Annotated in this window: 17 protein-coding genes and 2 pseudogenes; 7 read left to right on the forward strand and 12 right to left on the reverse strand. The window is 57.8% G+C overall.

Going from position 1 to position 12,957, the window contains the following annotated elements:
- Window positions 1-522: 522 nt before the first annotated feature.
- The gene (locus TX24_RS03435; protein ID WP_003193365.1) at window positions 523-891 is read right to left on the reverse strand and encodes a winged helix-turn-helix transcriptional regulator; all 369 of its coding nucleotides are present in this window, start codon (window positions 889-891) and stop codon (window positions 523-525) included.
- Window positions 892-988: 97 nt separating this feature from the next.
- Here TX24_RS03435 and TX24_RS03440 point away from each other — a divergent pair, with 97 nt between their 5' ends.
- Window positions 989-1,741: an NADPH-dependent F420 reductase gene (locus TX24_RS03440; protein ID WP_057709725.1), complete on the forward strand. Its 753-nt coding sequence runs from the start codon at window positions 989-991 to the stop codon at window positions 1,739-1,741.
- Window positions 1,742-1,868: 127 nt separating this feature from the next.
- Here TX24_RS03440 and TX24_RS32390 read toward each other — a convergent pair.
- Window positions 1,869-1,979: pseudogene (locus tag TX24_RS32390) on the reverse strand (short-chain dehydrogenase); the annotation flags it as partial.
- A gap of 313 nt (window positions 1,980-2,292) precedes the next feature.
- On the opposite strand from TX24_RS32390, the gene TX24_RS03445 reads away from it, so the two are divergent.
- The 3 genes from TX24_RS03445 to TX24_RS03455 all read left to right on the forward strand — a co-directional run bounded on the left by TX24_RS03445 (window position 2,293) and on the right by TX24_RS03455 (window position 4,418).
- Window positions 2,293-2,592, forward strand: a complete 300-nt coding sequence (locus tag TX24_RS03445; RefSeq protein WP_003193360.1) for a 7(1) septoil knot domain-containing protein — start codon at window positions 2,293-2,295, stop codon at window positions 2,590-2,592.
- 198 nt (window positions 2,593-2,790) lie between these two features.
- The gene (locus TX24_RS03450; RefSeq protein WP_057709726.1) at window positions 2,791-3,918 is read left to right on the forward strand and encodes a saccharopine dehydrogenase NADP-binding domain-containing protein; all 1,128 of its coding nucleotides are present in this window, start codon (window positions 2,791-2,793) and stop codon (window positions 3,916-3,918) included.
- A gap of 2 nt (window positions 3,919-3,920) precedes the next feature.
- Window positions 3,921-4,418: a DUF2269 family protein gene (locus TX24_RS03455; RefSeq protein WP_003193355.1), complete on the forward strand. Its 498-nt coding sequence runs from the start codon at window positions 3,921-3,923 to the stop codon at window positions 4,416-4,418.
- A gap of 51 nt (window positions 4,419-4,469) precedes the next feature.
- Here the strand turns inward: TX24_RS03455 and TX24_RS03460 are convergent, their stop codons facing one another.
- From TX24_RS03460 to TX24_RS03485, 6 genes are all read right to left on the reverse strand, one after another.
- A complete protein-coding gene (locus TX24_RS03460; RefSeq protein ID WP_082628741.1) occupies window positions 4,470-4,673 on the reverse strand; it encodes a hypothetical protein in 204 nt (67 codons plus the stop codon).
- On the reverse strand, window positions 4,670-5,122 hold the full coding sequence (locus TX24_RS03465) for a thiol-disulfide oxidoreductase DCC family protein (RefSeq protein WP_057709727.1): 453 nt from the start codon (window positions 5,120-5,122) through the stop codon (window positions 4,670-4,672). Before TX24_RS03465 ends, TX24_RS03460 begins: the two co-directional genes overlap by 4 nt.
- Before the next feature lie 132 nt (window positions 5,123-5,254).
- On the reverse strand, window positions 5,255-5,887 hold the full coding sequence (locus tag TX24_RS03470; protein WP_003193350.1) for a hypothetical protein: 633 nt from the start codon (window positions 5,885-5,887) through the stop codon (window positions 5,255-5,257).
- 101 nt (window positions 5,888-5,988) lie between these two features.
- Entirely contained in the window at window positions 5,989-6,324 is a 336-nt protein-coding gene (locus TX24_RS03475; RefSeq protein ID WP_003193349.1) for a hypothetical protein, read from the reverse strand.
- 185 nt (window positions 6,325-6,509) lie between these two features.
- A complete protein-coding gene (locus tag TX24_RS03480; RefSeq protein WP_003193347.1) occupies window positions 6,510-7,088 on the reverse strand; it encodes a DUF4337 domain-containing protein in 579 nt (192 codons plus the stop codon).
- Between the two features lie 53 nt (window positions 7,089-7,141).
- Complete coding sequence (locus TX24_RS03485) at window positions 7,142-8,026, reverse strand: LysR family transcriptional regulator (RefSeq protein ID WP_057709728.1); 885 nt, start codon at window positions 8,024-8,026, stop codon at window positions 7,142-7,144.
- 94 nt (window positions 8,027-8,120) lie between these two features.
- On the opposite strand from TX24_RS03485, the gene TX24_RS03490 reads away from it, so the two are divergent.
- Complete coding sequence (locus TX24_RS03490; RefSeq protein ID WP_014719514.1) at window positions 8,121-9,089, forward strand: NAD-dependent epimerase/dehydratase family protein; 969 nt, start codon at window positions 8,121-8,123, stop codon at window positions 9,087-9,089.
- Here the strand turns inward: TX24_RS03490 and TX24_RS03495 are convergent.
- The 3 genes and pseudogenes from TX24_RS03495 to TX24_RS30255 all read right to left on the reverse strand — a co-directional run.
- A complete protein-coding gene (locus tag TX24_RS03495; protein WP_057709729.1) occupies window positions 9,076-9,432 on the reverse strand; it encodes a DUF2784 domain-containing protein in 357 nt (118 codons plus the stop codon). The two genes, TX24_RS03490 and TX24_RS03495, sit on opposite strands and share 14 nt — an antisense overlap.
- Before the next feature lie 51 nt (window positions 9,433-9,483).
- The gene (locus TX24_RS03500) at window positions 9,484-9,810 is read right to left on the reverse strand and encodes a helix-turn-helix domain-containing protein (protein ID WP_003193344.1); all 327 of its coding nucleotides are present in this window, start codon (window positions 9,808-9,810) and stop codon (window positions 9,484-9,486) included.
- Window positions 9,794-10,045: pseudogene (locus TX24_RS30255) on the reverse strand (type II toxin-antitoxin system RelE family toxin); the annotation flags it as partial. The pseudogene TX24_RS30255 and the gene TX24_RS03500, both read right to left, overlap by 17 nt.
- A 223-nt stretch (window positions 10,046-10,268) precedes the next feature.
- On the opposite strand from TX24_RS30255, the gene TX24_RS03505 reads away from it, so the two are divergent.
- A complete protein-coding gene (locus TX24_RS03505) occupies window positions 10,269-10,955 on the forward strand; it encodes an HAD-IA family hydrolase (RefSeq protein ID WP_003193342.1) in 687 nt (228 codons plus the stop codon).
- A gap of 127 nt (window positions 10,956-11,082) precedes the next feature.
- On the opposite strand, the gene TX24_RS03510 is transcribed toward TX24_RS03505, so the two are convergent.
- Window positions 11,083-11,829, reverse strand: coding sequence for a 3-oxoacyl-ACP reductase family protein (locus TX24_RS03510; RefSeq protein ID WP_003193340.1), 747 nt, complete (start codon window positions 11,827-11,829; stop codon window positions 11,083-11,085).
- A 107-nt stretch (window positions 11,830-11,936) separates the two neighbouring features.
- Between TX24_RS03510 and TX24_RS03515 the strand changes: the two genes are divergently transcribed.
- Window positions 11,937-12,860: a LysR family transcriptional regulator gene (locus tag TX24_RS03515; protein WP_057709730.1), complete on the forward strand. Its 924-nt coding sequence runs from the start codon at window positions 11,937-11,939 to the stop codon at window positions 12,858-12,860.
- Window positions 12,861-12,957: the final 97 nt, after the last annotated feature.

A 12,957-nucleotide genomic window follows, 5' to 3' on the forward strand; every position in this document is an offset into this window, starting at 1 on the left:
TCAGTAACCACCCCAAGGGATCGGGCTGGAGGCCACGTAATCCGTGGGGTTTGGTATTACAAAAAGGAGTAACAGAGAAGTAATTGAAAAGGTAATTTTTAGGCAAGCTATTGTTTTTAAAGGGTTTTTATAAAGGTCAGAATTACATTTATAAAGAGTAATCAGATTACTTAAATATTACCTAAATATTACCTTTTGCCGAAAACATAAAACCCTTTAATTTCAATGGTTTGAGAGTAAAAAACGGTCAAGATTACTTATGTTACTCTTTTTTTTGCCCCCCTCTAGATTTCAGATTTGATGCCCTAACGCGTGTAATGCGCACGCGTACGCAGGTGTCAGTTGTCGGCCGTGGGAATGGCATGGGAATGAATTTGCGCACCTGGCACCGCTGGAGCCCTTGTATTCCGGGGCCTCGACCGAGAGATTGAGGGTGCGGGTACTTTCGAATCTCTCCTTCACCGCCACATTAAGTAAACACAAACCCCTGGTTTTCATAAAGAAAGCCGGGGGTTTGTGGTTTTAGGCCTCGTCAAAAGGGCTGCGCCTCTGTTCGGCCCATTCAATCAAAGCCTGCATCGACGGCCCTAACGCGTATCCATCCTCGGTCAACTCATACTCAACTTTCGGTGGAACCTGCGGGTAAACCGTGCGGCGAACAATTGCGTCTTTTTCGAGCTGCTTGAGCTGCTGGATAAGCATTTTCTGGTTGATACCCTCTATGAGCTTTTCAAGATCGGAAAAGCGCAGAGGACCTTTGGCTGCGAACAGCTGGCAAAGGATGATTATCTTCCATTTTCCCTCCAGTACACGGAGGGTCTCCATGGTTGCTTCAGCCCATTTCACTCGATTTTTTGGGTCGCCACAGTCCCATTCTCGTTCACTGTTCATAGTTTGGTTCGTTACTTACCTTTTGGTGTGTACTTATCATTATCTCACTGTTCTCCTAAGGTAGGCGCCTACCCGAAACCTATACGAGCGAGAACTCATGAAAATTGGAGTGATTGGGACAGGAAACATTGGCGCAACCCTTGCCCGGAAGATGATTGCCGCAGGCCATGATGTGCAAGTGGCTAACTCCAAAGGCATTGAGGGGGTTCGTGCATTCGCCAACGAGATAGGGGCGGTACCTGCAGATATTTCGGGCGTTGTTCGAGATGCCGAAGTGATATTTTTATCTATCCCTTTCCCAGCAGTGGCTGATCTGCCTGCTGACTTGTTCGCATCTGTTCCATTGGACGTCCCTGTCGTGGATACCGGCAATTACTACCCGGGCGTGAGGGACCAAAAAATTCCGGAAATAGATGAAGGCATGGCCGAAAGCGTTTGGGTTTCGAAACAGATTGGAAGGCCGGTGATCAAGGCGTTCAACAACTTGTTAGCCTATTCGCTCGCTGAGCTAGGCCAGCCCGAGGGCACGCCTGGACGATTGGCGGCGGCGGTCGCTGGGGACGATCAGGTCGGTGTGCAGACAGTCATGGAGCTGGTGAGCGAATCAGGTTTTGATCCAGTCAATGCGGGTTCACTTGAGCAGTCGTGGCGGCAACAACCTGCAACCCCTGCGTACTGCTGCGACTACACCGCCGTTGATATGCGCCGGGCCCTTGATGCGGCAGTTAAAGGTGAGGCGCCAAAAACTCGGGATCGCATGATAGAGCATTTCGCGAAGCTGGGTCCCAACCCTAGTCATGCGGATATCATTGCGATGAATCGTCAACTGAGCCCGATATCGCACGCGTAACAGAAGTTGGCGAAGGCACAGGTTTATTTGATTTTCGTTTCACCACGTTCACAGCAAACAAAACCCCAGGTTTCGAAAGAAACCTGGGGTTTTTTAATTTTTGAGTTTGAAACCTGCTGTTTTTAGATCATGCGCACGGCGCGTCCATTCGTCGCCCGATGACATCGAGCAAATCGCATCCATCGCGCAGTGGAATCGAACAGAGCAGTGCAAAGTCACTCAGCACCACCGCATCACTACCGGAAAAAGGGGACGGATTTATTTACTTTATGGCCCGCACAGCGTTGTGTTTTATCGCTAACTTCGCCGACGGGAACCCTCATGCTATTTCCGGCTCAGGGTTGCTATCCAAAGTCCGGAAACAACAAAGGTGAAACCCGCGCCCAGAATCGACCAAAGCAGTCAAAAGCCAGATCTCCGAGTTGTTGTGTGTGGCGTATGTTGACGCCGTCGGCAATGGGGCGGGTGAGTTTAAGGGATAGGCGTTTTTCGGCACGGCCTGCGCGGTTACGGATAGACTGGACGCCTCAATTTTTCAGGATGCAGCACTCATGTTCAAAGTTGCCCTCGCTTCCTTGCTGTTGACCTGCACTTTTTGCGCTCACGCCGGTACGACGGTCGATGTGTCGAAGATTTACGGCAAGATTCAGTTCGTGGACAGCTATCCCGACTACAAGGTGAAGGTGGTGAATCAATTCCCCGACCTCAAAGTAAAGAAGGTGGATTCCTGGCCTGATTCTGTCGGGAAATGGCAAACCGTCGATAGCTATCCTGATTACAAGATCCAGATTGTCGATTCCTATCCGGACTTCACCATTGAATATGTAGAGAGCTGGCCTGGAGTCAATTGATCGCGGTAAACCGTTGCAGGTGGTCTGAGACGGCTTGTGGGGCGGGCTGGTGATCAGGGCTCTGTAAAACCGTAGTCCTTCTTCTCACTCTCTCTGTTGATCTGGCCCTAGCTGTTAAGCAAATCGGGTATCTTTGCCGCCTCAGCCGCCAGCCTGCCTCAGGCGCAGCGCATGATCGTTTGTTTAGGGAAGAATGGAATGACACTCAGGGTGTTGGTAGTCGGTGGCTACGGCAATTTCGGCAGCATCGTTTGCCGGCATCTGGTGTTGGCGCCGGGCATTGAACTGGTGATTTCGGGTCGCGACCCTCATAAGCTGCAGCGCAAGGTGGATGAGCTGAAAAGCCAGTCGAACACCGCTTGCGAGGGCTGGTGCGGCGATGCCATGGGAGCCGGGTTCGCCTCCGTTTTGCGTTCGATGAACATCAGGTGGGTGATCCACACCGGCGGCCCGTTCCAGGGGCAGTCCTATGCTGTCGCCCAGAGTTGCATCTACGCTGGCGTGAACTACTGCGACTTGTCCGACTGCCGCACCTTCGTCAACGGTGTGAGCGTGCTGGATGCACAAGCACGGCAGGCAGGCGTGGCGATCCTTAGCGGGTGCAGCTCCGTGCCGACGCTGTCGTGCGCCATCATCGATCAGTATCGCTATCGCTTCACCCGTATCGACTCGATCGAGCACGGTATTTCCTCCTCGGCCAAGATGCCGGGCCTGTCCACCGTCGAAGGTGTGCTGGCTTACGCGGGCAAACCCATCAAGCAGCTCAGGCATGGTCAGGTGCATGAAGTGCTGGGCTGGCAGGACCTGACGCTGCGCAAAATGCCTGAGCTTGGCACGCGGGTGTTGGCGAATGTGGATGTGCCCGACATGGACATCTTTGCTGGCCGCTATGGTGCCCACACCCTGAGCTTCAAGGCTGGTGCGGGGCTCAAGCTTGGCGGTGTCGCCAACTATCTGCTGGCCCAGGCGCTGCGGTGGGGCGTCGTGCGTGACCATCTTGCCTGGGCTGCGCGGCTGCATCGGCTGGGTACTTGGTTCGAGCGCTTTGGCGATGGCAAAAGCGCGATGTACATCGACGTGAACGGCCTCGGTGCAGAAGGGCAACCGCTGTCCCTGGCGGTGCAACTGACGGCGCTGAATGACAAAGGCCCGGAAATCCCCAGCTGCGCCGCCGTTGCTCTGGCCCTCAAAGTCGCCCAAGGCTATGTGCCTGAACCCGGTGCGCGGCCGTGCGTTGGCGAAATCACCGTCGACGAATACATGGCCGCCATCAACGACCCGGCGAACCTTAGCCTAGCCGTGCATTTCTCTGACGGGCAGGGCTGACCATGCTCTATCTGAGCCTGAAATACATCCACATCATCGCGGCGATTTTCCTGTTTGGCTTCGGCATGGGCTCGTATCTGTATCTGATCGCCGCGAGCCGTACGGCCAACCCGCAAGTGATTGCCCATGTGGCGCGGATGGTGGTGCAGTTCGATACCTGGATCACTACGCCGGCGGGCGTCATTCAGATCATTACCGGCTTTGTATTGATCAAGCTTGCCGGACTGGGGTTGACCACCGAATGGGTGCTGACTTCGCTGATCATCTTCCTGTGTGTGGGGGCTCTTTGGCTGCCGGTGCTGGTGCTGCAGAAGCGTTTGCAGCAGATGGCGCTCAGTGCGGTTGAGACGGGCAGGGCGCTTGGTGATGGATACCGCGGCGTCTATAGGCAATGGTTCTGGATGGGAGTTTTGGGTTTCTCTGGGATGTTTGTGATCGTGCTGATCATGGTCACGAAGATGACGCCATGGCAGTTGATTGGGCTGTTGCTGTATGGCTGACATCAGCGCTGGCCGTTGCACTTGAGGCACTCGGGCTGAAATAAATGCCGTTCAGGGCTTGGGATTCCAAGCCACCGCACACAACGCCAACCCCGCCAGCGTGGCGAACAACTGCACCTGCTCGATCCCGTGCGCCTGGATCATTGCCCGCTCACCCTGGCTTAGCCACAGCAGCTTCGGCACCAGCCCATGGTAAGCAAACATGAAAGCCAGGCCGCCCCGCGCGATCCAGTTGATGCGCAACAGGGGGTTCATGGCTGATCCTTCAAAAAGCGCTGTTCATGATCCGCGTTCGGCAACAGACAGGTATCGTATTTCCCGAACAGCCGATAGCGATTGCGCGCGACGCGGTCGTAAGCCCAATCCCGAAGAAAGCGCGGGATGCCGCGCAGGAGCAGCATTGGGCGCCAGCGGGCAGGCAGTTGCGCAATGATTTGCAACACCGCCTCCGAACGCTCCCAACAGTGCCGATCGCGGATCACTGCGAGGGTGTCGAACTGCTCCAGCGGCAACCCCGCCCACGCCAGCAGCGCCTGGCCCTCAGGTGACTGCACGGCGGCTAATCGCAAGCACCGTTGGCGGTCGTGGCGGATCAGAAACCTTGCCCAACCGTTACACAGCTTGCACACCCCGTCGAACAACACCACGGTTTCACCGGGCTTGAGGAATGGCGCGGGGGTAGGGCGGGTGTCGGAGGCAGGCATGTACGTAGGTCCAGTCTGGCCGGGTTAGCCTGGATCATACCTGCCTTCGCCTGCACTGTAGTGTTTGGGGTTAGCTACCCCAATGAGCTTCAGGGGGCGCGCCGGTGATTCGAAGGCAGATCTGTCACCGCTTCAAGGCGATTCTTCGGTATTCAGAAACGGTCCGACTGAGCCAAATGGGTAACTGTTCATGCCAATACGCAAAGGCGCTATCGGGCTAGCTGCAGCGCCGATCAGCAGGACGTTGTCGATAACAATGGTCTCTCCCGGTGCCCGATTATCTGCGGCGACGATGAGGTAATAAGTACCGCTGTTTTTCACTGTACCGGTCAAGGCTTGGTTGATGACTCCGACTATGCCGGTCGCCTTGCCAAAGCCTTCGCCTTGCACATTACCCTGGGCATCCATGAGGATTAAATACGGGTTCAACGCGTATTTGCTGAATCCTAAGCAGGCGTTGACGCACCAAGAGTTAACGTTGATATGGAAGACTTTGTCTTTAACCAGGGTAGTGCTGAACACTCGATAATTAGAGGGCGTTCCATTGATCAGGATACGAGGTTCTGCGGCGGTAATTTTCCATTGAGGTGGTCGCCAGCCGGGGTCGACAGGCATGGGTACCGCCTGCGAAATATGCAGGGCTTCCACCGGTGTGAGAGCCAAAGGCGTCTGGCTGTTTTTGACTTGGTCTATAAACAGCGTTGCTGGACTGCTTGAACACGCCGTTATAAAAAAACAGAAGAGTGATACAAACAATATTCGCATGACTGCTTCCTTTAATCGGCTGCTCTCGACGTAGCACACCCGCTTATCACTTGCGCTAAAAAGCCGCTGTCTCATACCGAGATCAAGCGGCTTTTTCACACTTATTGCGCGGTCTTCAGCTTAATCACATCACCGGAGATCTTGGTGGTGTAGCCGTTCAATACCCAAGCCCAGAACCACTTTTCCTGCACTTGCGTGTTAATCAACGCGTCGCCGCCCTTGGCCTTGATGGCTGCATCCTGGGCGCGCACGAAGCGGTTGTTCTGGCCGATGGGGATGACGCCCAGCAGCATGATGCCAGTGGCGCTGGCTTCGCTGTGGCCCAGCACGGTGTATTGGCTGGCGTCGTATTGCTGGGTTTTCATGGCGGTGCCGGTGCAACCTGCCAGGGTGAAACCAAGTACGGCTGCTGCTACGACTTTACTGACGTATTTCACTCATAACTCCATAGATTCAATCTCGAGATTCAATTCTCGGGGGCGACACTTTAAGCCCTCAGTTGACAGATTGAAATCGATCAGCAAGGCTGGCATGCAGATGGCTCAGTCTGGCGGGTACTGCGCGGTGATCCCATCGCAGCCTCGCCGGGGCTCGACAGCGCCCACATTTATTCTTCGGCGTGTCAGAGATGCAGCCACGCCAGGCCACCCAACATCACCGCCACTCCGCCGGCGGTGTACGACATGCGTTTGAGCCATTCCTTGCGCGTGAGCAGGGTAATCGCCGCCAATGAAATCGCGATCTGAATCGCCGTCATCGCCTGGGCCCAGCGATGGTGCTGGTGCAGCGCTTCCTCGGATTTGTGGTCCCAGTCCCGTGAAGTGGCCTCAAGCGTTTCGGCCTGTTTACGCACTTCTTCCTTCTGGCGCTTGTAGCGCTCGATCTCCGCCTGGTAATGCGCCGCATCCACGCCGGGAATATGGCTGGCCAGTTCTGCCAGGTTCTGGCGGCTGGATTTGGCCTGGTAGTAGTTCCACTGGTTAGCGGCTTCGGTCTTGATGATGGCGGCGTTGTTCTTGTCCATCGCAGCTTCACTTTCGCTGGAGCCGGCCTGATAGCTGAGCATGGCACCGACGGTCGCCATGATCGCGGTCATCACGGCGATACGACTGGCAAAGCTATCGCCGCGGCCGTGAGCATGCTCGGTGGTGTGTTCAAGGTGTTTTTCGTGGGGGCTGGGAACTTCGAAGGCTTCGGACATGGGGCGACCGCGAACGGATTGAGGTGCGCTGATTGTTCACCAGCGCAGCTGTCTCAAGCCTGTACGTAACGCTGCAAACCTGCCACCAGTGCATCGAATGTCACCCGGCAGCGTGGGCTGTTGCGCAGGTCTTCGTGCATGCTTACCCAAGTGTCCATTTTAAATGCGAAGCCGTCAGGCAGCACTCGGCGCAGACGTGGGTCGCGCTGGGCCAGTTGTACCTGGCACCCACCGATGCCGGCACCGGCGCGGATCATTGCCAGTTGCGCCAGGTCGCTGTCGCTACTGATGGCGAAGGCGTTGCGCTCAAAACCCTTGATTGCCAGGCTGCGGATAAATGCAGTGGCTTGATCAAAGCCGATGACGGAGTGGCCGGCCAGGTCGTGCATGTGTTGGGGGATGCCGTGTTGCTGCAGGTAATCGTCACGGGCATGCAGGCCGACTTCGATCAGGCCGATACGCCGCGCCAGCAGCTGCTCCTGGCTGGGGCGCACCATGCGCACGGCAATGTCGGCTTCCAGCTGCAGCAGGTCGCTCAAGCGGTTGGTCAGCACCAGTTCCACCTTCAGGTGCGGGTGTTCCCGGCGCAATTGCGTGATGATCGGCGGCAGTACCTCCACACCCACCACTTCACTGGCCGATACTCGTACCACGCCGCGCACCTCATCGCCTTGGGACGAGGCGGCGCGTTCAAGGGCGGCGGCGGTACGCGCCATGGTTTCTGCATGCGCCCGCAGTGTGTGGGCGACCGTAGTGGGTAATAAGCCTGAGGGCGAGCGGGTGAACAACACGACGCCCAGCGCCGTTTCCAGCGCGGCGATGTGCCGCCCTACCGTGGGTTGGGTGATGCCGAGCTGCCGTGCGGCCCCCGACAGCGATCCTTCCTTGAGTACACCGAGAAATGACCGGTAAAGCTCCCAACCGATATCCGTAGCCATACATAAATGTATAGCGGCTCGATACTCTTGGGCAATTCCTCTATAGCTGTTCCGCATCCAACATACCCTCATCAACCAACAGTGGGAGAGGGTGATGAGCAAGGTTCTGGTTTTGGGTGCAACCGGTGGCATTGGTGGCGAAGTGGCGCGGCAGTTGAGCGCGGCGGGCTGGGAGGTGCGGGCGTTGACTCGGGATCTGATCAAGGCTCGCAGCCAAAATCCTGTTTTTACGTGGCTAAAAGGCGATGCCCTGAATCGCGACGACGTGATCGCGGCCGCCCGGGGCTGCGCGGTAATCGTGCACGGCGTCAATCCGCCGGGTTATCGCAAATGGGCCGAGTGGGTGTTGCCGATGATCGACAACTCCATTGCGGCGGCCATCTGCGAAGGCGCGACAGTCGTGCTGCCCGGCACGGTCTACAACTTCGGGCCGGATGCATTCCCTGTGCTGCACGAAGACTCACCCCAGCACCCGCTGACTCGCAAGGGCGCGATCCGTGTGCAGATGGAGCAGCGCTTGCGAGCCGCTTCCACTCAGGGCGCCCGGGTGGTGATTGTGCGCGCTGGGGATTTTTTCGGCGCCAGGGTGGCCAATAACTGGTTTGCCCAAGGCTTGGTCAAACCCGGCAAACCGGTGCACACCATCCGCTACCCAGGCGATTACGGCGTGGCCCATCAATGGGCTTATCTGCCGGACGTAGCGCGTACAATGCTTGAGTTGATTGAGCGTCGTGCCAGTCTTGGCGCCTTCGCCTGCTTTCATATGGCTGGGTACATGGATGCGGACGGTACGCAGATGGCTAAGACGATCCAGCGTGTGGTGCTGCGCAGGACGGGCCAGCAACCCAGGGTCGGCGCGTTTCCCTGGTGGTTGTTGAACTGGGCGGCGCCTTTTGTCGTCACCGTGCGTGAGATGCAGGAGATGCGCTACCTGTGGCAAACACCGTTGCGCCTGGATAACCAGCGCCTGCTCGCGACGCTCGGCCATGAGCCCCACACACCGCTGGAACAGGCGGTGGAGGCCACCCTGGTTGGCCTGGGTTGCCTGCCTACTTGCGTTTGATCAGGCGTGCATACACGGCGAGGTTGACCACCACCACCACGGCCCCCAGCACTAATTGAGTATTCGCAGTCAGCCCGGCTGGGTAGATCATCGTCAGAATGTAATGCTCGATAAACCCACCGCCATTACCATCCTGCCCGGCCAAGTGGCGAAACAGGTTTTCCCAACGGGTGAGTGGGCAGGGCAGGTGCAGCACCTCCACCGCGATGCCCCAGGCAACGGCGGGCAGGTGCAGCCACATTACCCTGGGCCACTTCAGGGTGAGCAGGCCGCCGAACAGCACGAACAGGATAAAGGCCAGGTGGAACAGCACGAGGCCGTCGGCGACTAGGCGGTAGAGCATGTTTGAGCTCGATGTGAGGTGAAGGGGTACGTGAATTTTTGCAGCGCGCCGTTATAGCTCCAGTTGACTGGCATTGATACCGAACGCCTTGGCAATCTTTTCCCGCGTGGTGCGGCGGGGTTTGCTGACCGCTTCCTGCTGGGCAAATGCCGATTGTGAAATACCCAGGCGTTGGGCGACTTCTTCCTGGGTCAAGCTTAGGTGCTCGCGCCACGCGCGGATAGGTGTTGCGCCATCCACCAGGCGGCTGACTACCGCATGGGGAATCAGGTTTGGATCGTTTTGCTGCGCCACATAGTGTTCATAGGGAATCACCACATAGGCTGGCTTGCCCTGCGTATTGTGGATGATCTGTACGGCAGTAGGTTCGCTCGTCACGTTTTTTAACCTCTTGGATGCTGACGACCTGGATGCTGCCGTCCCAGTCGAAAAGGACCCGGTAATGACCTACCCGCAAGCGATAGCTGTGAGGATGGTTAACCAGCACCTTGACGTTGATTGCATCGGGCATGTGTTCAAGAGCGGACACGGCATCGCGTACCTGTTGCTGATGATACGAATGCAACCGAAGCAATTGTTTGACGGCTTTTCGGGTCCATTGGATTGAGTTCATGGAGGTTAATAAGTCTTTTATAAGGTTTGCAATCGGTATTTTCAGATTCGTGTCGACGGGTCATGACGTTGTCCTCTCAAACCCTAGCTGGCCGCCGTCAGCGCCGAGGGTTAAAACTGTTGCGTGGTATGAATCAACGGTTGGTCCACGAAGGTTGCTTGCAGGCAACGAGGGCCGTTATTGTGCTGAATCCTTTTAGTCCTCGCCCCAAGGTTGTGTTGTGATGAATGCACCGCGTACCGCTGTCCCGATCAAGGCCGTGATTTTCGATATGGACGGGTTGTTGCTGGATACCGAAGGCATCTACACCGAAGTCACGCAGATCATTGCCGAACGCTATGGCCGTACCTACGACTGGGGCATCAAGCAGCACATCATCGGGCGCGGTGCTCAGGATTTGGCCGATTACGTGGTCAAGGCACTGGACCTTCCGATCACGCCCGCCGAGTTTCTGGAAATACGCGAACCGCTGATGAGCGAGCGTTTTCCCAAGGCCCTGGGCATGCCCGGCGCCGAGGCGTTGGTGCGGCACTTGAAGGCGCACAATATTCCAATTGCGGTGGGCACCAGTTCATCGCGTAATTCGTTTGGCCACAAGACCACCTTGCACCGTGAATGGTTTGGCCTGTTCGACACCATCGTCACCGCCGACGACCCGGAAGTCGGCGCCGCCAAGCCCGCGCCGGACATCTTCCTTACCGCCGCGCGCCGCTTGGGTGTGGCGCCTGAGGATTGCCTGGTGTTCGAAGACTCGCCGTTCGGCGTGACGGCGGCGAAGGCTGCCAACATGACCGCTATTGCGGTGCCCGATGAGGCGATGGCTGACAGCAAGTACCAGCATGCTGACCAGATTATTCGCAAGCTCGCCGACTTTGACCTGGCCGCCTACGGCTTGCCTCCCATGGCCTGACCCCGCGCGGTCAAAAATGTGGGAGCGGGCTTGCCTGCGAAAGCGGTAGCGCAGTGACAGATGTGCCACTGACACACCGCCTTCGCGGGCAAGCCCGCTCCCACATTTGGTGTGCGGTTTTGCAAAATCAGGCGCTGAACCCACCATCAATGGTCAGGCTGGCGCCCGTGATATAGCCCGCTTCCGGTCCGGCCAGATACGCCACAAAACTGGCGATCTCCTCCACATGCCCATACCGACCTACCGCCATCAACCCGATCAGGCTTTCGGCAAAATCGCTGTTCGCCGGGTTCATGTCGGTGTCCACCGGCCCAGGCTGCACGTTGTTGATGGTGATGCCACGTGGCCCCAGGTCCCGCGCCAATCCCTTGGTCAACCCCACCAGCGCCGCCTTGCTCATGGCGTAGGGCCCGCCACCGCCAAAGGGCATGCGTTCGGCGTTGGTGCTGCCGATATTGATCACGCGGCCACCTTCGCCCATATGCTTGGCGGCTTCCTGGGTGGCGATAAATACGCTGCGTACGTTGATCGCCAAGGTCTGGTCGAAGTCTTCCAGCTTGAATTCGTCCAGTGGGGCGATGGCCAGCACGCCAGCGTTATTCACCAGGATATCCAGGCGTCCAAACGCCTCGACCGTGGCGTTGACCGCCGCGCGAATCGCCGTGGCATCGGCGCTGTCGGCCTGTATCGCCAGGGCTTTGCCGCCTTCGCTGATCACTTCGTTCTGCAACGCTTGGGCCTTGGCGGCCGAGCTGACGTAGGTAAAGGCAACCGCTGCGCCCTGGGCGGCGAGGCGCTTGACGATGGCGGCGCCGATGCCGCGGGAACCGCCTTGAATCAAGGCGACTTTGCCGGTGAGGTTGTGTGTGGTCATGTCGATCTCCGAGGTAGTTGATGGAGCGAGTATCGACCTCACCCGCGCAGCTCGGTAGCCCGTGGTTGCTATAGTCTGTGTAAACCAAAAGTTTAGAGTGGGGCCATATGGAAAGCTTTGGCAGTATCGAATGCTTTGTGCGCAGCGCCGAGGGTGGCAGCTTTGCCGAGGCTGCACGGCACCTGAGCCTCACGCCTGCTGCAGTGGGTAAAAGCGTCGCCAAGCTGGAGGCGCGCCTCGGTGTGCGGCTGTTCCAGCGCAGCACTCGGCGCCTGGCGCTGACCGAAGCCGGCAAAATGTTCCTGGCGGAAGTCAGCAGCAGCCTCACCACCATTCAGAATGCGGTCGCCAACCTGGCCAGTGCCGAAGGGCGGCCGGTGGGCACGCTCAAGGTCAGCATGGGGCCAGTGTTCGGCAATCGGTACGTGGTGCCGTTGTTGGGCGAATTTATGCGGCGCTGTCCTGATATCAGTCCGGACTGGCACTTCGATAACCGCCAGGTCGACCTGATCGGGCAAGGCTTCGATGCCGCTATCGGCGGTGGTTTTGAGCTGCCCCAAGGCGTGGTGGCGCGCAAGTTGACGCCGGCGCACCGGGTGCTGGTGGCGTCGCCGGATTACCTGGCGCGGCGCTTGCCAGTGCTGGCGCCCGAGGACCTGTCGCACTGCCTCGGCATCTTGATTCGCTCGCCGCAGACTGGCCGGGTGCGTTCATGGCAACTGACCCACCGTGAGCGCGAGCACAGCCCACTGGTACTGAAGCCGGCCATGACCATGAGCGACTCCGAAGCCGCTTGCTGCGCCAGTGCCCAGGGCCTTGGTATCGCGCTGGTGAGCATGCCGATGGCCGTGCCGTTCTTGGACAGCGGGGCGTTGGTGCGAGTGTTACCCGATTGGTATGTGGACGACGGCAATATTTCCATCTACTACGCCGAGCATAAATTGCTGCCGGGCAAGACGCGGGCGTTTGTGGATTTCGTTATTGAGCAGTTTGCCGAGCAGAAACTGGCTCAACGGTTCAGTGCTATCTGAGCACGGCCTTACATCGAGTCGTGGCCATCGCGGGCAAGCCCGGCTCCCACATGGGGTCGCTGTCACTGTGGGCAAGCCCGGCTCCCACATGGGGTCG

The sequence above is a fragment of the Pseudomonas lactis genome (genome assembly GCF_001439845.1).
Classification (GTDB): Bacteria; Pseudomonadota; Gammaproteobacteria; order Pseudomonadales; family Pseudomonadaceae; genus Aquipseudomonas; species Aquipseudomonas lactis.

What these genes read in the sequence shown, in the direction of transcription:
- TX24_RS03470 (WP_003193350.1), bottom strand. Translation starts at nt 5,887, where the DNA reads ATGCGAATATTGTTTGTATCACTCTTCTGTTTTTTTATAACGGCGTGT.
- TX24_RS03460 (WP_082628741.1), bottom strand. Translation starts at nt 4,673, where the DNA reads ATGAACCCCCTGTTGCGCATCAACTGGATCGCGCGGGGCGGCCTGGCT.
- TX24_RS03450 (WP_057709726.1), top strand. Translation starts at nt 2,791, where the DNA reads ATGACACTCAGGGTGTTGGTAGTCGGTGGCTACGGCAATTTCGGCAGC.
- TX24_RS03510 (WP_003193340.1), bottom strand. Translation starts at nt 11,829, where the DNA reads ATGACCACACACAACCTCACCGGCAAAGTCGCCTTGATTCAAGGCGGT.
- TX24_RS03440 (WP_057709725.1), top strand. Translation starts at nt 989, where the DNA reads ATGAAAATTGGAGTGATTGGGACAGGAAACATTGGCGCAACCCTTGCC.
- TX24_RS03490 (WP_014719514.1), top strand. Translation starts at nt 8,121, where the DNA reads ATGAGCAAGGTTCTGGTTTTGGGTGCAACCGGTGGCATTGGTGGCGAA.
- TX24_RS03445 (WP_003193360.1), top strand. Translation starts at nt 2,293, where the DNA reads ATGTTCAAAGTTGCCCTCGCTTCCTTGCTGTTGACCTGCACTTTTTGC.
- TX24_RS03505 (WP_003193342.1), top strand. Translation starts at nt 10,269, where the DNA reads ATGAATGCACCGCGTACCGCTGTCCCGATCAAGGCCGTGATTTTCGAT.
- TX24_RS03515 (WP_057709730.1), top strand. Translation starts at nt 11,937, where the DNA reads ATGGAAAGCTTTGGCAGTATCGAATGCTTTGTGCGCAGCGCCGAGGGT.
- TX24_RS03465 (WP_057709727.1), bottom strand. Translation starts at nt 5,122, where the DNA reads ATGCCTGCCTCCGACACCCGCCCTACCCCCGCGCCATTCCTCAAGCCC.
- TX24_RS03480 (WP_003193347.1), bottom strand. Translation starts at nt 7,088, where the DNA reads ATGTCCGAAGCCTTCGAAGTTCCCAGCCCCCACGAAAAACACCTTGAA.
- TX24_RS03495 (WP_057709729.1), bottom strand. Translation starts at nt 9,432, where the DNA reads ATGCTCTACCGCCTAGTCGCCGACGGCCTCGTGCTGTTCCACCTGGCC.
- TX24_RS03485 (WP_057709728.1), bottom strand. Translation starts at nt 8,026, where the DNA reads ATGGCTACGGATATCGGTTGGGAGCTTTACCGGTCATTTCTCGGTGTA.
- TX24_RS03455 (WP_003193355.1), top strand. Translation starts at nt 3,921, where the DNA reads ATGCTCTATCTGAGCCTGAAATACATCCACATCATCGCGGCGATTTTC.
- TX24_RS03435 (WP_003193365.1), bottom strand. Translation starts at nt 891, where the DNA reads ATGAACAGTGAACGAGAATGGGACTGTGGCGACCCAAAAAATCGAGTG.